The organism is Desulfogranum marinum (assembly GCF_016918565.1).
GTDB classification, from domain to species: domain Bacteria; phylum Desulfobacterota; class Desulfobulbia; order Desulfobulbales; family Desulfobulbaceae; genus Desulfogranum; species Desulfogranum marinum.
The window spans coordinates 14612-33271 of the sequence record NZ_JAFFQD010000032.1; the positions used below are offsets into that span (position 1 = coordinate 14612).

An 18660-nucleotide genomic window follows, 5' to 3' on the forward strand; every position below is an offset into this window, starting at 1 on the left:
TAGGCATTCATTTATTGTGTCAATTGAAGTTGGTTGGAGAGGTTCGTCTCTTCACCTAGTATAGTTACAGCCGTCATTTGAAATGTATACGTATCCTCTTCTTGAGTTTCGCAACTTATAGTCCTGGCTGAAACATCTGGTTCTTCACAAATAACTTCTCCGTTAACGTACATTCTGAAGCTGGTTATTGTGTTTTCAGATTCAGTCGGAAAAACCCAGTTAAAGGTGACAAGCTTGGTAGGGGGAGTTTGCGGTACCAGGTTGCTTGTCAGTGCAAGGTAGCCAACGACCTCTGATGTATGGCTTATTTCGGTGTTGCTGGATTGCTCTTCTTCCACTTTTATATCAAAACCTGCGGTGGAATGGTCTTTCGCCCTCAAGGCTGAGGAGTCCTTGCCGTCTGTAGTTTGCATATCGGCCAGGAGGTAAGGGGTGGTCTCCCCCTTGCTTGAGTATGCAATGTTTGTCCATTCCTGAGTGATTGCATCGGCTGTTGTAGCTGCCTCAAAATTAATGGTATCTATGTTGCCGCTACCTTGTTGCCAAGCAATGTAATGCACAGTTTCGGCTATATGGGTATCCTTGTTTTTTTCCTGTTCGCGGAAGTAGTATTCAAAGCCTGAGTCGCTAATATTTTTTAACCTTCCGGCGATGGTGTCGGTTTCGTTTGCAGATGCAACGGTTGTCATTACGACTGGAATGCCAGCAAAGGATGTTTCGAAATTGTAAGTTGTGAAGTTGGTTGTGCCCCTGATGGAACCTGCTTCAATGGTTGTTCCATCATAAGTGTGGTGTCCTTTTTCAACGACCAGGTAGCTCACGATTTCGTCGACATGTTTGTCATCAAGATAGTCCCATTCTGTAAATCTAATTTCAAAGCCAGTTGTGTCAATATTGCGTAAGCGTAATACTCCAGGTTCACTGTCGTTAAAGCTCGGGGGACCTACAATTATGATTGGATCAGTAAAGGATTTCTCCAGTTCAACTCGCTTCCAGGTTGAGTTAACTACTACCTCGCCGATCTCTATGGCAAACGGTGTATTTTCCTCAGCGGGGTCGACTGCGATAGTTGTCCTTGCTGTCGCCGTCATTCCTTTGTCGTCCATTACCTGGAGCGTGGCTATATAATCCGCCTCCGTTGTATAGGTATGGGTTGCAGAAACACCACTGGCTGAGGATCCGTCGCCGAAATTCCAGGTGTAGTTTTCAATTGTTCCGTCTGGGTCAGTGGAGCTGGATGCACTGAAGCTTACCGTTAACGGAGCTTTGCCGGTTGATGTTGTTATACCTATGGCTGCCACTGGCGGTTGGTTTGTCTCTTGGACAGGGGCGGTCGCGATAATCGGGACACTGGTCGTGCTGGTCAACCCTTGGTCGTCTGCCACTAGGAGGCCTGCAGTAAATGTGCCTGCATCGGTGAAGGTATGGCTTACCTGCTTACCGGTCGCAGAAGAACCGTCACCAAAGTTCCATGTGTAGCTGCTGATGGTGCCGTCACTGTCAGTGGAACCTGATCCGTCAAAAGTAATGGTTAATGGTGCTTCCCCTGTGGTTGCAGAGGGGTTTATTGCGGCGATTGGTGGGGTATTGGCTACGACGGCTTCGGTTACCGTAATTGTTGCGGTGTCACTGCTTGTGTTGCCGTTGCTGTCGGTAATGGTCAGTTTTGCAGTGTAGGTGCCGGGGAGGGTAAAGGTGTGGTTGATATTGTTTGCGTCTGCAGTGTCTCCGTCACCGAAAGACCATGCGTAGGAAGTTATGTCGCCGGTTGAAGACGAACCATCAAAAGCCACGGTCAGTGGTGCTGTACCTTCAGTGGCATTTGAAGTTATTGCTGCCAGGAGTTGGGTAGTAGCAGAGGTGCTGTCTTCTGTGTAAGTGAGTGTGTTGGAAAGGGTTGTTTCTGTACCGTTTATATCCACTGCGGCGATGGCAAAGGTATTGGCGGAGCTGGTAAAGTTAGCGGTGCAGGTGAGTGTTCTGTCTTCTGGGTTGGTTGTTTCGCAAAGGAAACTGCTGTTGTGGTATATTTTAAATCCGGCCAGGTCCGTTGCGTCGGGGTATTCCCAGCTAAAGGCGACCTGTTTGGGGTTAAACAGGGTGGGGTATTCGGTCGGGTCAAAGGTAAGGATGTTAGACGGTGCGCTTTCGAGACCGTTGGTGTCAACCGTGGTCATGGAAAAGGTCATTAAGCCGTTTACTAAATCTGCGTTACATGTAAGGCTTGTGGCTGTGGGTTCGCTTGAAGCACAGAGGAATTCGTCATTCAGGTAGACGCGGTGTTCACTGATTGTGTCGGTTGAAGTGTTGGTTTCCCAGGTGAAGGTGAAAGCATGGCTGCCGCTTGTCTCAGGCTCAGGAGTCTCGTCAGGTGGTGTTGTCTCATCGGCAACGGTGAAGGGGAACGATGCTGAATGGGGGCTTTCTGAACCATCGTCGAAAAGGGCTGTGAGGGTGAAGTTGGTTGTGTCTTGTTCGAGAGACACGGAGCAATCCATGCTTGTAGCAAGGGGGTTTTGTGTTTCACAGGAAAAGGTGCCTTCTTTGTAGAGTCGGTAACCGGTTACAGCAGGTTCACTGGGTGGCGTATAACCCCATTCGATGTGAATGGAATGGTCTGCAGCTGCAGCCATGGTGGCAAAAGTGCAGCAGGCGAAAGTGAGGAGTATTTGCAATAGTTTTTTTAGCATCGGGCTTCCTGTACTCAGAGAAGGTAGTCACCTGTAATTGGGGCTATGAAAAAAGTTTTCTGTGGTCAGGAAGCATGTAGCGTGCCAATTGTATTTTGTAGAAAAAGTGTTTTTGTATTAGATGGTTAGGTGGTTTTGGGGTTACTTTTTTGGTTACGGTATCGTAATTGAGTAACCTTCTTGGTTACATTTTATTCTGTCGTCTGTCGGTCAGTGGGGGTGTGAGACCGCCCACTTTATCCATTCATACTGGACAGTGGAGAGGTCGTCTTTTTTATGATCAATAAACTTGGCAAGTGCTTCTGGTGAATCAAAAGAGATGGAGTAGTAGCCCGTTGTATAGGCACCGCGGCCAAGGAGGGTGGTGCTGCCGGTGTGCTCTATGCCGACCATGAGGTCATGGTTTTTGTAAATAACACTGTCTGCAGTTTGGGTGATGGTGCCGTATTTGGTTTCGCTGTAGAAACGATAGGTGAATCCTGCCACTGCTACAATCATTACCAGAGCAACGGTGGAGGCTATTTTTGCCCATTGGGCATAACTTTGGGGGTTGAAGATGTCACGGACAGAAACGGGGATGTGTTTTTTTATTGCCTGGTTAATGTCGTTTTGTCTTGCCAGGCATGGTTGTACTGCTTTGCCTGTGAAGTTTTCTATGTCCACTATGGCTTCGCTGTCTGAAGGGTCTGCCATGGCCAGTTTGAGGATTTTTTCCTTGATGGTACCAAGTGGAATAACTTCATATTTTTTGCAGAGGTAGCGCGGTAAAATGGTTTTGGCCTTTTCTGAAAAATTTTGATTTAAATCAAGTATGGGAAGGGCAAATTGATCTGAAAGGGTCTCCAGCAACTGGTCACTTGTTATTGCACCCATCTGCACCAGGATTCTACCAAGTCTGCGATTGCCGCCGACCTGCATTTTTAAGGCTTGGGCGAGTTCTTCTTCAGTAATGAGGCTGGCTTGGATGAGAAACTCGCCGAGACGTTGTTTAGTAACCATAATGATTCTCCTAAAGAAAGCGGGAGTTTAAGTGTTCGGTTGGTAAAGCAATGGGAAAGGAGGGTGGTACCCATCCCCTTTGCTTTTTCAGTATATGGTATGGCGAGTGGCTATTACAAGATAGAAAATCGTTTTTTCCTGAGCGTTACAGTTGGATGGGGACAGGAGGAACTGGTGCACAGTTTGTTAACAAGTGCCCGTCCATAAATGGCCTTTTTGCTCAATTTCAACGTTGTGCTTCACTTGTAAATATCAGATACCCTATTGCTTCTGTTAGGTGATTAACCTCGCTGTCTTTTGATTGCTCTTCTTCTACTTTTACTTGAAATCGTGTCTCTGTTGGATTCGTCATTCTCGTTGCAGAGACGTCGCTGCCATTGGTGGTCTGCAGGTCTGCAAAAAGGAAGGGGAGTTGTTCGGTTGTGTTTTGAAAGTTTATATATTCCCAATCATGGGTGATTGCGTTGGCAGTGTAAGAGGCTTCAACGTTGATTGCATCTATTAAGCCGTTACCTTCCTCCCAGGCCAGGTAGTTTACGGTTTCGTTTGTATGGGTATTGGCATTGGCTTCCTGCTCTGTGAAGTAATATTGAAAGCCGGATGATGATACATTACGGATGCGGCCGGCTATTGTTTCCGGTTCGTTGATTGAGGCAATGGTTGTCATTACTATGGGTGTATTGGAAAACGTCTTTTGAAAACTGGTTGTTTTAAAGCTGGTTGTGCCGGTTAAGGTGCCCGCTTCTATGGTGGTGCCATCCACAGTGTGGTGGCCTTTTTCCACGGCCAGGTAGCTCACGGTTTCTGTGGCGTGGTAGCCGTCAAGATAGTCCCATTCCGCAAATTGAATTTCAAATCCAGTGGAATCTATATTACGCAGGCGTATTACTCCCGGTTGATTGCCATTATAGCTTGGGGGGCCTGCGATGATGATCGGGTTGGTAAAGGAGTGCTCAAGTTCGACTCGCTTCCAGTTGTGATTCACTTCTACTTCACCAATTTCAATGGCAAAGGATACATTGTTCGCCCCAAGGGTACTGCTGGTTGTTGTGCTTGTGTATGTATCGGTGGCTGAAGTGGCACTGGAACCTGAACTATCGGAAGTAACGGTCTGCGTTATTTCTTCTGTGGTATCAGAAGTGGACGTTTCAGTGGTTGATGGGGTATCGCCTGCTGCAACTGCATCGTCAGCAATTGTAAAGGGAAAAGGGGTAGAGTGTGGGCTCTCCGAACCATCGCTAAAGGTGGCTGTGAGGGTGAAATTGGTGGTGTCTTTTTCCAGCGACACTTGGCAATCCATGGCTGTGAGTTCAGGGTTGCGGGTGGAACAGGCTAATGTGCCTTCCTGGTAGAGATTATATCCTGAAAGTGATGGCTCGCTGGGCGGGGTGTAGCCCCATTCGATATGGATGGAATGGTCGGCGGCTGCTGCCATGGTGGCGAAAAGGCAGCAGATAAGCGTGGTGAGAATTTGGGCTGGATTGTAGAACATGATGAGGGCTGGAGAGGTAGAAGGTTATTATTGGGTTTTTATATGGGCGTCAGGCAACGCTTTTTAACATAGCATGATGTGTGCCAGGTGATTTTGAAAATGATGGTTGAACGAGTGAAGGTGTGTGGGTGTTGTTGGCAAGGATACTGGAGTGTGGATTCTGCGTGGTGGATGGGGCGTTGGTGAAAGAGGGGAACTACTAGCTGTTATTTTATGTGTCTTGGTGAGGACTGATTTTTATGAAACTTAGCCATTTGTTTTGGGAACCGGGAGAGAGATCGAAGTCTACGCTATCTAATTTTCATAAAAAACCATGAAAAAAAATCAGTCCCCTACCTAAGTACTGAAAAATATAATCCTTCGCCCGGGTTGGTTTAAAAGAGAAAAAAATCAGTCCCCTGTCTGTTTCGGTAGATAATTGACTGAGTTTTGTACGTAATTAGATAATTTTTTAAACAATTTCTGTGTGTTAAACGAGTGTCTCGTGGGTTTGCAAAATTGCACAATGTTCACCAAGAATCAGTCCATCCGGCATCATTTTCTTCAGTATTTTGGCAATGAATATAGACTCCAGGTAAGCGCAGATTCCGAGGGGTGCGGCTGAAGTTATGTTTTTTTAGTTGGTTAGTCGAGGGGGAGAATGTTCCCATGCTCTGGGCCGAGCATGGGAAGCAAATTTTACGAACCGACAGTGATTTCGGATTTTATTTTTTTGAGCATTTTGTCGCCAATACCTTTAACATTGGTGACATCTTCCACTGTTTTAAACTTTCCGGCCTGGTCGCGGTATTTGACTATGGCTTCGGCTTTAGCCTGGCCGATACCAGGGAGGGAAGTGAGCTCGTCCACCGTTGCGGTGTTGATATTTACCTTGGCAAGAGCTGCCACAGCAAAAAAGAGAACAAAGAAAAGTGTTAGGGTGATTTTTTTCATGTAAACCTCCTGATGAAATGATGGATAAAACGACTTATTAGCTTCCTGCTTCGAATAATCGTATGGTATGGAAAAGTGTGTTGTCAAATTTAAAAATCGCAGTTACAGTGAGTTAGGGCGTAGTGATGTTGGGATTTGCGTTGCAGGACTAGGCGTTTTTCTGGATTGGTGTGGTGCAAAAAAAAATGTGCTATGACATTTTTTTTGGGGTGCAAATGTGCTCGGTAGCTATTTAGTGAAATCTACGAATGCCTCACTCGCTGATTGTGCTATACCTTTTATTTGATTGATTTTAAAAATCCTTCTTGTACAATGTGTACAAAACGTACATAAAGGGACAAGCTATGAATAAAACTATTACAACCGCTGATGCTAGAAAAAATTTTGCGGCTATTGTTAATACCGTTGCTTACGGAAAAGAACCTGTGGTTTTGACTAGACGAGGACAAGAAATAGCTGCTTTGATCTCTATTGAAGAGCTTCAGTTGCTTCAAAAAATTGAGGACCATATTGACATTGAAGCCGCTAAAAAAGCTCTTGAAGCCCCTGGTGAGAACATTTCTGCAGATGCTTTTTGGAAGAAACTGGGTCTTTGACACGTGGTATACACTGTAGAGTTTCGTCCTTCGGTTTGGAAAAATGTAAAAAATATACCCAAGAAGGATTTGGTAAAAATTAAAAGTAAGATCGATGAAATGTGTTCGAGCTTGCCGGATCCGACAACCACCAAAATGAGCGGTAATAATGCTTTTCATAAAATAAGGTATGGTAATTATCGAATAATTTATGAAATCCATGAAGATTGTCTAGTGATTTTAATTGTAAAGGCAGGTTATAGAAAGGATGTTTACCGCAATTTGTAAGGACCAATTTTTGCACATCAGTGGTTAGTCTATCTTTCTGATTTCTGATTACGTACAAAACTCAGCCAATTTTTTTCGGCCCGGGAGACAGATTAATTTTCATAAAAAACCATGAAAAAAAATCAGTCCCCTGTCTGTTTCGGTAGATAATTGGCTGAGTTTCATGGCTAATCAGTTTCTGATTTGTTTGGCTATTATTTTAACGTCCTTGTTAAGGAGGGGCTGTGGATAGTTTATCGTCGGAATTCTCTGAGAGCTTGATCGTTCATTTTAGAAGAGCTGAGCAGCTGCGTAAACAAGCTGTTGACCTGTTTTCGCTTGATTTGAACATGCGTCAGTTGTGTGATTTGGAGCTGTTGCTTAACCGGGGTTTTTATCCTTTAAACGGCTATTTGAATCAGCAGGATTACGAAAATGTAATTAAAGGGATGCGCCTGTCCAATGGCGATATTTGGCCCATTCCCGTCTGTTTGGATGTTGATGCTGCCACTGCTGCAAAGTTGGTCGGTGGCCAACAGATTGCCCTTAATGATCAGGAAGGTTTTTTACTAGCGATATTAACGGTTGGTGACGTGTGGCAGCCGGATAAAATACATGAAGCAGAGGCGGTGTATGGGACGGCTGATGGTCAGCAGCATCCAGGAGTGAAATCGTTGCTGCAACAGACCGGGGAGTGGTACGTCAGCGGGACGGTTGAAGGGGTTACGTTGCCGATTCATTATGATTTTCAGGAGCTGCGGCTAACGCCTTCTGAAACCCATCGTCGTTTTACACAATACGGTTGGCGAAGGGTGCTCGGCTTCCACACCCGGGAGTATTTGCATTGTGCCCACCGTGAAATGGTTTTAGCTGCAGCCCGCGATATCAGTGCCACCCTGTTTCTCCATCCCGTGGTAGGGCTGGAGCATCCTGGAAAAAGAGACCATTATACCCAGGTCCACTGTTACCAGGAGTTTGTACAACATTTTCCAGCCAATATGATACTCTTTGGCATTACACCAATGGCTGAACGTTTTGCCGGGCCGCGGGAAGCATTGTGGCATGCCATGATTCGGAAAAATTTTGGATGCAGCCATTTTATGGTTGCCGATACCCATGGCGACCCTTTTGCCGGTTCTGATCATGAGCCTTTTTACCCGAAATACGCGGCGCAGGAACTGGTAGAGGAGATGGCTCCTGAGACGGGCATTGCCATGGTGCCTGAACGGGCCATGGGCTATGTGGAAGACAAGGCGCAGTACGTTTTTCTCACAGATGTGAAGGATGATGAATCCGTAAAAACCATCACCTCGGAAGAGTTGAAAAGAAGGCTGGAGTGGGGGCGCGAGGTACCTGAATGGTATTCCTATGCCAATGTCGTTAAAGAGCTGCAGAAAGCCTTCCCGCCCAGATCCAGCCAGGGATTTACCGTCTTTTTGACGGGGCTTTCCGGTTCCGGAAAATCGACCATTGCCAAGGTGTTGATGGTTCGTTTTATGGAGATGAGAGATCGTCCGGTGACCTTGCTGGATGGTGATATCGTCCGTAAAAATTTGTCATCCGAGTTGACGTTTTCCAAAGAGCATCGTGATCTTAATGTGACCCGTATTGGGTTTGTTGCCAGTGAAATTACCAAAAACGGCGGGATAGCTCTTTGTGCACCGATTGCGCCTTACGAGGCCCCTCGTACTGCTAATCGCGAGCTCATCAGTCGGTATGGCGGGTATATAGAGGTGCATGTGGCCACGCCGCTGGAGGTGTGTGAGCAGAGAGACAGGAAAGGGCTCTATGCCAAAGCGCGCAAGGGGATAATAAAGGGTGTAACCGGTGTGTCTGATCCTTATATTGTTCCGGAGAACCCTGAGCTGACCATTGACACCAGCCAATTGACCCCGGCAGAGGCGGTGCAGGAAATTATGCTGTATTTGGAAGAACAGGGGTATACGCGCTGATATGCTGACACGATGAACGCTAGACTTGCTGAATGAAAGTATCCCTTTTTTTATGCGTCATCCTTGGCGGGGTGGCTCCTTTCTTTTTTTTCGGTGGTCCCGGCTATCATTCACCCCAATCGTACAAGGCCGCTTGGAACCTTGGCCATATCTTTTTTTTCAGTGTTGTCACCATCCTCTTGTTTCCCTATTTAATTCGCTGGAAAAGGCAGTGGCATGAATTACAACACCTTTCGGTGGTGTTTTTTCTTGTGCTGGTGGCGGGCGTGCTGGTCGAATTCTTGCAAATGTACAGCAGTCACAGATCCCCTGATGTGTATGATATACTGCGTAATCAGCTTGGCTGCCTGGTAGGGTATACTCTTATCACTTTCAAGTATAAAGCAGCAGCGGCAAGATGGTGGGTATGGCCATTTCGCTGTTTTGTTTGTGCTTGCCTGCTTTTTGCCCTGTGGCCGCTTACCCGCAGCCTTGTTGATGAACATGTTGCACGAAAGCAGTTTCCGGTGCTTGCAGATTTTGAAACACCTCTGGAACGGATGCGCTGGATGAATTCCAGGCAACTCGAAGTTCAGGAAAAAATTGTGCGGCATGGTAAGCGAGCGGCCCAGGTCCGGTTGACCACCGCAACCTATTCCGGCACCACCTTGTTTAATTTCCCACATAACTGGCACGATTACAGCATATTACATTTTAGTGTTTATAATCCTCTAGAGCAGCCACTTAAACTTCACTGCCGCATTCACGACACACGGCACAAGGAGAGCGGTTCGGTCTTTTCTGATCGATTTCACCAAAAATTTACCCTGCATCAGGGGTGGAATGATTTGCAGGTGTCGCTGAAGGAAGTAGAGCAAGCACCCAAATCAAGAAATATGGATATGGGGCAGATTGAAAATCTCGGCTTTTTTGTTGTCCGCCAACCGGAGCCTCGTTTGATGTATTTGGATCATATATATCTCAGCAGGTAATACTAGCCCACACTTCTCATGAACATTTTTCAAAATTCAAAAATACTGTTTCAAAGCAAATGGATGGACTCAGCGAACAAAGGCGCCAATTTTTCTCAATGTTCACCAAGGGTCAGCCCAGGCGACGCCATCTTCGGCAGTATTTTGGCAGTGAACATAGCCTACTATAATTCACGGCCAAAAACTTTGAACCTGTCGCCGCCTGAACTGATGAGAAATGCAGGCTAGGAGGCCATCCGAGAATGCCCTTTTTCCCCATATCTGAATAAAAAATATTATTCTCGGAGAACCCCCTAGTGCGTTTTTATCGACCTCGGTCCTTTTTTTCCCTTCTTTTGCTCGGCTTTATTCTGGTCTCCTTGCCATTGCTTGTTGCCCTGTTTAGTTCGGTACAGATTCTAGACGGTTTGGTTCAGCAGAGTGCGGTCGCTGTTTTTCGCTCTGTCAACCGGGTGGAGAAATCACGTCAACTCATTGATTTATTGCATGATCAAGAACGTTCTGCACGTCTGTATAATGTGCTTGGCGAGGCCAGCCACCTGCAAAATGTGAATGCGGTTGAGGCTGAACTGGAGAAAGTACTCCGTCAGTTTTCTGCAAGTAATAAGGATGATGACTTGCAATTTCTTATCCAAAGTCTCCAGGCAAAGGCTCAACACCTGGTTGCTACTTTAAATTTGTCTACCGGCGGGCCGGAACTGAGAAACAAAACACAGGAGGCAGCCCTTTTGCTCTACAGCGAAGTGGTTGCTGTGGCCGGGCAGCTGGAAGAGCTCAGCAATGCGTTAATGGGCAGTGAGGTGGACAGTATTAAGGAGAATGTTCAGCGCAATAAAACAGCGTTGATATCGCAGGTATCTGGAATGATTGGGTTTAGTGTTTTGCTCATTGTCCTTTTTATTGCTCTGATTGTCAAACCGGTCGCCCAGATCGACAAGGGGATTGATCGCTTGGGAGGGGGAGATTTCTCAACCCCGATAGTCGTGTCCGGATCTCGGGATTTGGAGGCGCTGGGTGAGAAACTGGACTGGCTGCGCAAGCGCCTGGATACCCTTGACAAGGAAAAGGTCAAGATGATAGCGCATATTTCCCATGAGTTGAAGACCCCCCTGGCATCCATTAAAGAAGGGGCTGGATTGTTGAAAGACGGGCTGGTCGGGCCATTGAGTTCCAGCCAGGAAGAAGTGGTCACTATTTTAGATAATAACTGCCATAAGTTGCAGCGATTGATTGAGAATATCCTGGATTTTAATATGGCTGAAGCCAGGGAGGCGCCGATTGATCTGGTTGAGACCGACCTCGGCATGCTTATAAACGAGGTGGTTGTTGACCATCACAACCCCATGCTTGCCCGCAATATAGCGCTTGATCTTGCCCTGGAACCTGTGAAGGTTTCCTGTAACCCCAAGCAGATAAAAACCGTGTTTGATAATCTGGTGGCCAATGCCATTAAATTTACCCCGGATAATGGGGCGATCCATATCTATATGCGGAAAAAAAACGATAAAATTAATGTGATTGTCGAGGACACCGGCCCGGGGATAGACGAGGAGGACCGCCCCCAGATATTCCTTCCCTTTTTTCAGGGAAAACCACCTCAGCAGTCTACGGTTAAGGGTTCTGGTCTGGGACTTGCAATCAGTAAAGAATATATTCAAGGATGCGGTGGTACGCTCCGCTTGCTCCCGAGTAGTTCCGGAGCTCGATTTTCTGTAACTTTACCCTGTGTTAAAGGTGTAGCTGTATGAAATGGTGGAAATTTTTCAGTCTTTTTTTTCTTTGTCTGTTGCTTGCCGGGTGTGCGGGGTTGTCTCCTCATTCGTCAGCCCCCAAGGGGCAGCAAGCGGCAACGGTTATTTTTTCGCCAACAGACTGTGACAGCCTGCTGGCATGCCTTGAGGAGTCTCGTGAGCTTTCCCGTAATGATTTTAAGGCCTACTACAAGCGTGTTGCTCTGGAGGTGGACAAAGATGTATCCGGCAGCCAGTTGCAGCTTATCTGCTTGAGTCTGCACCATTATGCAAGCTACAAGCAGTTTAAGCGCGGAATGGGCATGATCGAGGAATATATCGAATTGCATCCTGAGGAAAGGCAGAGTCTGCAGGGGCTGTATCGCTTGGTGGAGCGTATTAATCAGGAAAAGATTAATCGTTGGTCCCAGCGTAACCGGTTGATGGATGAAAAAGAGACGCTGGAGGAGGAAAATCGCGAACTCTTTGACACTGGTGCTGCTCTCGAGAAGCAAATTGAACAGGATAGCAAACGCATCAGTGAGCTGGAAAAACAGATAGAACAGCTCAAGAATATAGAGAATATAATTAAAAACAGAGAGTTATGAGACCTCTTTACATCTGCAAGGCAAGAAGAAATGAGTGATAAACAATATAAGGTCCTGTTAGTTGATGATGAGGCCGATCTGCTCCGGTTATGGAAATTAAGGATTCAGTCCAACGGGTATGACGTCTCTGTAGCAGAATGCGCAGAAGAGGCGTTGGCAACATTTGCAGCGATAAAGCCCGATGTGGTTTTAACGGATTTACGTATGCCGGGTATCGACGGCATGGCCCTGTTCGAGGAAATTCGAAAGCAAAATAAATCGATCCCTGTGATCATTATTACTGCTCACGGTTCTATTCCTGAAGCGGTTGAGGCGACCCGTCAGGGTGTTTTTTCTTTTTTGACCAAACCCATTGATGGGAAAGAACTGGTTGAGGAAATTGAAAAAGCTATTGAAAGTACAGCCGGCCCTCGCAGTGAGGTGCGGGGAGAGCGGGAGGAGTGGCGACAGGATATTATTTCCCGTAGTACGGTTATGGAAGAGTTGCTGTCCAGGGCGAAACTGGTGGCGGAAACAGATTCAACTATCCTTATCCGCGGGGAAAGCGGGACCGGCAAGGAGTTACTCGCCATCGCTTTGCATAGGGCCAGTAATTACCGTAACGGGCCGTTTATCCCTGTAAATTGTACGGCGATCCCCGAAAGTTTACTGGAATCCGAGCTGTTCGGTCATGTAAAAGGGTCTTTTACCGGTGCATCGAAAAGTTATGCCGGGCTGTTCCAGTCTGCCCATGAGGGAACCCTGTTTCTTGATGAGATCGGCGATATGCCGCTGCATATCCAGGTTAAATTATTGCGGGTTCTGCAGGATCGTCAAATTCGCCCTGTTGGGAGTGCTCAGCCGGTGCCGGTCAATGTACGCATTATTTCCGCGACGCATAGGAACCTGGAAGAGGCGATTCAGGAAAACCAGTTTCGTGAAGATCTGTTCTATCGTTTAAATGTGGTGAGTTTAGAGCTGCCGCCTCTGCATAAGCGTAAGGAGGATATCCCGCTCCTTGCAGAGCATTTTGTGAGTATTTTAACTGCCAGGGGCGATGGGCAGTTGAAAAAGTTTACCCCGGAGGCCATGCAGACCCTGCTCGATGCCTCGTGGCCTGGTAATATCAGGCAGCTGTATAATGTGGTGGAGAATGCCGTGGCCCTGGCGACTTCTTCGTTTATTACCGAAGAGTTGCTCTATGATGCCATTAAAACAAATCAGAAGAAAATCGTTCCGTTGGCAGAGGCCAGGCGGCAGTTTGAGCAGCAGTATTTGATCCAGTTATTGCAGACAACGCGTGGTAATGTTTCGCAGGCTGCTCGGCTTGCCCATCGGAATAGGACGGATTTTTATAAGTTGCTTAATAGGCATCATATAGTGCCCTCACTTTTTAAGTCGTAAAAGGCACCCCATCTTCACGCGGTTACGCATGACCGCATAGGACAGCTATAGCGGTCATGCGTAACCACTCAAATCTGGGCACCTTTGACGACTTAAAGGTGTTCAGCAGCACTCCACGGAGTCTGCGCTTACCTCTGCACACGATTAGGCCTGAGAACATAGCTTTACTATGGTTCTCAAACCTAATCGTGCACATCTGGAGCACTGCTGAACAGTTGCGTCGTTATTGCTGGTAATGCTGCGAGGGAAACCCGATGTGAAGTGTTTTACGTATCTTTTTTGCGACACTATGGGGCTGTGGTTTTAAAAGAGACACAACATCAGTAACTTGTTATGTCTTTTTTTTGCGACAAGGTTTTTTTGCCGGCTGCTGCTTTGGTTGGCACCGGGGGCAGCAGAATGTCGCTCTTCCTGCCAGTTCGGTTTTGAGGACAAGGCTTTGGCACTGAGGGCAAGGGGTATCTTTTTTTCCATATACATTGAGCTGAAGTTGGAAGTACCCGGGTTGTCCGCTTGACCCTAGAAAGTCTGAAATGGTTGTGCCGCCGGCTGCAATTGCTTGTTTAAGGGTAGACTTGGCTGCTGCTACAATCTTTTGCCACTGTTTTTTGGTGATGTGCTGCGCTGGGGTGTTGGGGTGGATGCCTGCTTTAAAAAGGGTTTCATTGGCGTAAATATTACCAATCCCGGCAACGTATTTGCTGTTCATCAGAAAGGGTTTTATTGCTAGTTTTTTGTTGCTTGCCAGTGCTAAGAGAGATTGAGGTGTAAATTCTTTTCCTAGTGGTTCCATCCCTTCTTTGGCAGAAAAATCGCGTTCCATTTCCTCGGCTCTATCCGGCGGCCAGACCGTTACGCTGCCAAATCTTCTGCTATCGTTAAATCGTAATTCTTTGCCATTGCTCAGCGACAGCGCCAAATGGTCATGCTTCGCTTTAGGGATATCTTGTTGCAGAAGGCTCAGTTTGCCGGTCATCCCAAGGTGGACGACCAACACTGCCTTGTTTGTCATTCTGAAAAGAAGGTATTTCGCCCTGCGGTCGATGGTCGATATTTCCTGTTGCTTGATGCTGCGTTGGAGCAGTTGAAGCGGCATGGGGGTGCGTAATTTTTTTCCGCTCCACCATATGTTGATGATTTTCAGGGTGGGTAGATGGGGCAGGAGGCCGAGCCTGGTAACTTCTACTTCCGGCAGTTCAGGCATGAGGTTGTCCCTCCGTGCATCCGATTACAAAGTCGTTAAAGGTTGCGATTTTCACTGTGGTGGACGAGTGGCAATTCCCAGTAACATCGCAGTGTAGTTTCCACGCCCCTGCGCCTGTTGGTTCAACTTTCACCACCTTTGTGCCTGTGAAGGTTATGGGTTGGTCATGGAGTAAGCTTTTTTTCACCGCCTCCTTAGCAACCCAGATGATGGTAAGGGTGAGGAGGTGCTTTTCCGAGTCGCGGAAAAGCGACTTTTCGGTTTCGGTGGTGAATTTTTCGGCAACATTCAACATTTTTGAGGTGACCTGTTGGATATCAATACCGCAGGATTGCCTGGGTGAAACATATGCCGCAGCATACCCTTTGCTGTGGCTGATGGAAATAGAGAGAGGGGTGGAAAATTCCGTTTCCAGATAAGGCCGCCCATGTTCGTCTGCTAATATTGAGAAGGTGTTTGGGGCAAGAGGTGTTTGTTTTGTTTTTTTTCGGAAGAGCTCAAGGCCATATTTAGCAGCCAGTCTGCCGCCAAGCCACTCGGCGTATCGTTTCTTGTAGGAGAAATTTGCCAGCTTGTGCATTTCAGCAGAAGAGAGGTTTGCTGCAAACAAGGCCGGAAGTTTTTCCTCGGGGTGCAGGTCGTCCAGCAGGGAAAGATCTGCCAGGGCAATGGTTGCATTGTCTGCTGCGAGCGATGTATATTGGTTGCTAAGTTGCTCCATTTTTTGGAAAAACCGCACCTGACTTTTTGCTGACATATCCCTTTGTTTATGCTTATAGATTGCAAATTATAGGTTGATTACGTACAATACTCAGCTTGTTGTCTCTCCGTGTAGCCAGAGGATTGATTTCATTTCTCTTTTACACCAGAGAACAATGGCTGTGTAGGGTGGATAAGCGCAGCGCATCCACCAATGGGAAGTATTGGAATCAGCGTGGATGCGCTATGCTTATCCACCCTACGTATTCTCCTCGGCAAGAAACTTTTTTTAATCTGATTGCCCCTGAAACTCAGCCATTTTTTTTGGGACTCGGGAGACAGATCGGAGTCTTCGCTTACCTAAATTTTTTAGTACTGAGGTAGGGGACTGATTTTTTTTCATGGTTTTTTATGAAAATTAGATAGCGAAGACTTCGATCTGTCTCCCGGGTTTAAAAGAGAAATAAAATCAGTCCCCTGTCTTTTTCAGTAGATAATTGGCTGAGTTTTGTACGTAATCAGATATTAAAATATAATCAACCCTGTCTACTATGCCTGTTTTTACCGATTTTTCTTTGTTTGATACGATTGTTGGTGTGATTTTGTTGTTTTTTTTGGTGCGGGGGCTGTGGATAGGTTTTGTCCGTCAGTTGGCTGCGTTTTGTGCGTTGGTTGGTGGGTACTGGCTGGCAGCACATTACCACGGCGAAATCGCACCTTTTGCGGCACGGTTTCTGGAAAATCCAAAATTGATTTTTATTGTCAGCTTTGTCTGTATCTTTCTTGTTGCGGCAATGGCCTTTGGCCTGTTGGGCAAATTGCTTCGCCGCGTAATGGAGATTACTTTGATGGGCTGGTTTGACCGACTGCTTGGTGGTGGGCTCGGTTTGGTCAAGGGGGCTGTTGTCACCTCGCTTTTGTATATGTTTCTTGCCTCAAGTCTTTCCGGTTCAAATGATGTGCTGCGAAAGTCCATAAGTGCACCGTATCTTGAGTTGGGTGCTGCTCAGCTGCAGGCATTTATCAATGACCCGCGGCTGCGCGACTATTTTAAACCGAAAAAACCTGCCATAGAGGCGCCTCACAAGCAAGGCACCTCTTCTGCCAAGAAAAGCAGCAACGGTAAAGAAAAGTAAATTATTTACAGGCGGCTTCAGCCTCTTGGATCAGGGCGTCCCTGTGCTGGTTTGCAAACTGCTGGACGTCCTCTTTCCAGTCTGCCATTACATTGATGCCTGCCTGCTTGAGTCGATTGTTTTCCAGTATAGAGTTCGCAGGCCTTGCTGCAGGGGTTGGGTAATCGGCTGTGGTACATGGTTCCATGGAGTAGGGAACATCCATGCAGTCTAAAAAGAAGCGTGCTCCCTCATACCAGGTGGAGTAGTTTTCCGCACTGGCATGGACAATGCCCGTTATCTCGTTTTCAAGCAGGACTTTAATCTGAGCGGCAAGGCGGTGCGACCAGGTTAATGAGCCGTATTGGTCATTGACTACCCGCATGGTACGTTTGGGATCTGCAATAGCCAGGCGCAGCATGGTCTTGAGAAAATTTGGTCCGCCAAAACCATAGAGCCATGCTGTGCGAACGATCAGGTGGTTGGGCACGTTTTGGACAGCCTCATCGCCTTTGAGTTTGCTTTTGCCATACATTGAAAGGGGCGTAGTCTCGGCGTCTTCAAGGTATGGTTGCGGTGCCGGACGTTTTCCATCGTAGACGTAGTCGGTTGAGATCTGGATGATACGGCTGTTGTACTTGTCGCATTGCTCTGCCAGCAGTTGCGGTCCGTGGGCATTCACCTCCATGCAGCGTTGCTGGTCGGTTTCGCAGGCGTCAACAGCGGTGTAGGCTGCACAGTTGATAACAGCCTCGGGCTGGTGGGTGGCAAAAAGGCTTGCTACTTGGGGCGCATCGGTAATGTCGACGTCCTGCACATCACAGCACAAAACAGTGTGCTGAGGCGTAAGTGTTTGCAGGCAGTCTTGGCCAAGTTGTCCGTTGGCGCCGATTATGAGAAGTTTCATGGAAGGTATCCTTATTGGAGATCGGCCACAATATCCATCAGGTATTGGCCGTATTGGTTTTTCATCATAGATGCTGCGAGCTGTTCTACCTGGCTGCTGTCAATGTAGCCGAGGCGGTATGCAATTTCTTCCAGGCACGCTATTTTTAACCCTTGTCGATCCTGAACTGCCTGGACATAGCTGGAGGCCTGCTGCAGGGATTCGTGGGTGCCGGTATCCAGCCAGCAAAAGCCTCTGCCGAGGAGCTCGACGGTGAGCTTCTTTTGCTTGAGATAGTGGTTGTTAATGTCCGTGATTTCCAGCTCGCCCCGGGCAGAGGGCTTGATGGATTCAGCAATTTCAACAACCTGATTGTCGTAAAAGTAGAGGCCGGGTACCGCATGTTTTGATTTTGGTCGGTCAGGCTTTTCTTCTATGCCTATAACCCGGTTGTCTTTATCAAATTCGACCACCCCGTAGCGCTGAGGATCTTTGACCAGGTACCCGAAGATGGTTCCCCCCTCCTTAAGGTGACTGCACCTGGTGACAATTTCGGCAAATCCATGGCCGAAAAAGATGTTGTCGCCCAGTACAAGGCAGACTGAATCATTTTCAATAAATGATTTCCCGATCAGAAAAGCCTGGGCAAGTCCCTCCGGGCGTGGCTGCTCGGCATACTCAATGTTTACGCCAAGGTGACTGCCGTCACCAAAGAGTTCGCTGAAGCGAGGGAGATCGTGCGGGGTGGAGATAATAAGGATATCTCTGATGCCCGCAAGCATCAGGACCGAGAGCGGGTAGTAAATCATCGGCTTGTCGTACACCGGGATCAGTTGTTTACTTATAACCCGAGTGAGAGGGTAGAGGCGGGTTCCAGAGCCTCCTGCCAGAATAATGCCTTTCAACGTGCTTTCTCCTGTTTTTAAGGGGTACGCCCTATTTTTGGGGGACGCTTTCCTTATTAATCTATGAGCCAATTGATTTACTGCCTTTTCGCCCAAACTCTCGGAGTCTTCGCTTACCTGACTTTGAACGAAAATTTTCGTAAATCAACGGACTCATCTATGCTTTGCAATAAATGCCGGAAGTGTGATACGTTCTATTTTAAGCGTGCAGTATATGCTTGATATGCTTTTGTGAGCCTGTTGATTTACTG

At 47.2% G+C, this 18660-nt stretch carries 16 protein-coding genes; 8 read left to right on the forward strand and 8 right to left on the reverse strand.

Translation table 11 applies throughout. The annotated features are described in order from the left end of the window. Nucleotides 1–11 precede the first annotated feature (11 nt). The 4 genes from JWH17_RS16435 to JWH17_RS16450 all read right to left on the reverse strand — a co-directional run bounded on the left by JWH17_RS16435 (nucleotide 12) and on the right by JWH17_RS16450 (nucleotide 6114). Nucleotides 12–2690: a PKD domain-containing protein gene (locus JWH17_RS16435; protein ID WP_205223727.1), complete on the reverse strand. Its 2679-nt coding sequence runs from the start codon at nucleotides 2688–2690 to the stop codon at nucleotides 12–14. Between the two features lie 210 nt (nucleotides 2691–2900). Then, the gene (locus JWH17_RS16440; protein WP_205223728.1) at nucleotides 2901–3689 is read right to left on the reverse strand and encodes a cyclic di-GMP-binding domain-containing protein, MshE-related; all 789 of its coding nucleotides are present in this window, start codon (nucleotides 3687–3689) and stop codon (nucleotides 2901–2903) included. A gap of 226 nt (nucleotides 3690–3915) precedes the next feature. Beyond that, nucleotides 3916–5181, reverse strand: a complete 1266-nt coding sequence (locus JWH17_RS16445; protein WP_205223729.1) for a hypothetical protein — start codon at nucleotides 5179–5181, stop codon at nucleotides 3916–3918. Nucleotides 5182–5859: 678 nt separating this feature from the next. Beyond that, nucleotides 5860–6114 carry a ComEA family DNA-binding protein gene (locus tag JWH17_RS16450; protein WP_205223730.1) on the reverse strand — a complete coding sequence of 85 codons (255 nt, stop codon included), beginning with the start codon at nucleotides 6112–6114 and terminating at the stop codon, nucleotides 5860–5862. Between the two features lie 344 nt (nucleotides 6115–6458). Between JWH17_RS16450 and JWH17_RS16455 the strand changes: the two genes are divergently transcribed. The 7 genes from JWH17_RS16455 (at nucleotide 6459) to JWH17_RS16485 (ending at nucleotide 13600) form a co-directional block, all read left to right on the forward strand. Beyond that, complete coding sequence (locus JWH17_RS16455) at nucleotides 6459–6710, forward strand: type II toxin-antitoxin system Phd/YefM family antitoxin (RefSeq protein ID WP_205223731.1); 252 nt, start codon at nucleotides 6459–6461, stop codon at nucleotides 6708–6710. Nucleotides 6711–6713: 3 nt separating this feature from the next. Continuing rightward, nucleotides 6714–6977: a type II toxin-antitoxin system RelE family toxin gene (locus JWH17_RS24675; protein WP_205223732.1), complete on the forward strand. Its 264-nt coding sequence runs from the start codon at nucleotides 6714–6716 to the stop codon at nucleotides 6975–6977. A gap of 224 nt (nucleotides 6978–7201) precedes the next feature. Continuing rightward, nucleotides 7202–8908, forward strand: coding sequence for a bifunctional sulfate adenylyltransferase/adenylylsulfate kinase (locus tag JWH17_RS16465; protein ID WP_205223733.1), 1707 nt, complete (start codon nucleotides 7202–7204; stop codon nucleotides 8906–8908). 32 nt (nucleotides 8909–8940) lie between these two features. Continuing rightward, on the forward strand, nucleotides 8941–9879 hold the full coding sequence (locus JWH17_RS16470) for a VanZ family protein (protein ID WP_205223734.1): 939 nt from the start codon (nucleotides 8941–8943) through the stop codon (nucleotides 9877–9879). 296 nt (nucleotides 9880–10175) lie between these two features. Then, nucleotides 10176–11627: a sensor histidine kinase gene (locus tag JWH17_RS24405; protein WP_205223735.1), complete on the forward strand. Its 1452-nt coding sequence runs from the start codon at nucleotides 10176–10178 to the stop codon at nucleotides 11625–11627. Further along, on the forward strand, nucleotides 11624–12217 hold the full coding sequence (locus JWH17_RS16480; RefSeq protein WP_205223736.1) for a hypothetical protein: 594 nt from the start codon (nucleotides 11624–11626) through the stop codon (nucleotides 12215–12217). The genes JWH17_RS24405 and JWH17_RS16480 overlap by 4 nt, the downstream gene beginning before the upstream one ends. 30 nt (nucleotides 12218–12247) lie before the next feature. Then, entirely contained in the window at nucleotides 12248–13600 is a 1353-nt protein-coding gene (locus JWH17_RS16485) for a sigma 54-interacting transcriptional regulator (RefSeq protein WP_205223737.1), read from the forward strand. A gap of 331 nt (nucleotides 13601–13931) precedes the next feature. On the opposite strand, the gene mutM is transcribed toward JWH17_RS16485, so the two are convergent. Together mutM and JWH17_RS16495 are read right to left on the reverse strand one after the other, a co-directional pair. After that, on the reverse strand, nucleotides 13932–14804 hold the full coding sequence (mutM, locus tag JWH17_RS16490; protein WP_205223738.1) for a bifunctional DNA-formamidopyrimidine glycosylase/DNA-(apurinic or apyrimidinic site) lyase: 873 nt from the start codon (nucleotides 14802–14804) through the stop codon (nucleotides 13932–13934). After that, a complete protein-coding gene (locus tag JWH17_RS16495) occupies nucleotides 14797–15561 on the reverse strand; it encodes a 4'-phosphopantetheinyl transferase family protein (protein ID WP_205223739.1) in 765 nt (254 codons plus the stop codon). Before JWH17_RS16495 ends, mutM begins: the two co-directional genes overlap by 8 nt. 493 nt (nucleotides 15562–16054) lie before the next feature. Between JWH17_RS16495 and JWH17_RS16500 the strand changes: the two genes are divergently transcribed. Beyond that, complete coding sequence (locus JWH17_RS16500; RefSeq protein ID WP_205223740.1) at nucleotides 16055–16639, forward strand: CvpA family protein; 585 nt, start codon at nucleotides 16055–16057, stop codon at nucleotides 16637–16639. 1 nt (nucleotide 16640) lies between these two features. Here the strand turns inward: JWH17_RS16500 and rfbD are convergent, their stop codons facing one another. Both rfbD and rfbA read right to left on the reverse strand, forming a co-directional pair. Next, nucleotides 16641–17525 (reverse strand): dTDP-4-dehydrorhamnose reductase, encoded by an 885-nt coding sequence (gene rfbD / locus JWH17_RS16505; protein ID WP_205223741.1) that lies wholly within the window; start codon nucleotides 17523–17525, stop codon nucleotides 16641–16643. An 11-nt stretch (nucleotides 17526–17536) separates the two neighbouring features. Then, nucleotides 17537–18409, reverse strand: a complete 873-nt coding sequence (gene rfbA / locus JWH17_RS16510) for a glucose-1-phosphate thymidylyltransferase RfbA (RefSeq protein ID WP_205223742.1) — start codon at nucleotides 18407–18409, stop codon at nucleotides 17537–17539. Nucleotides 18410–18660 lie beyond the last annotated feature (251 nt).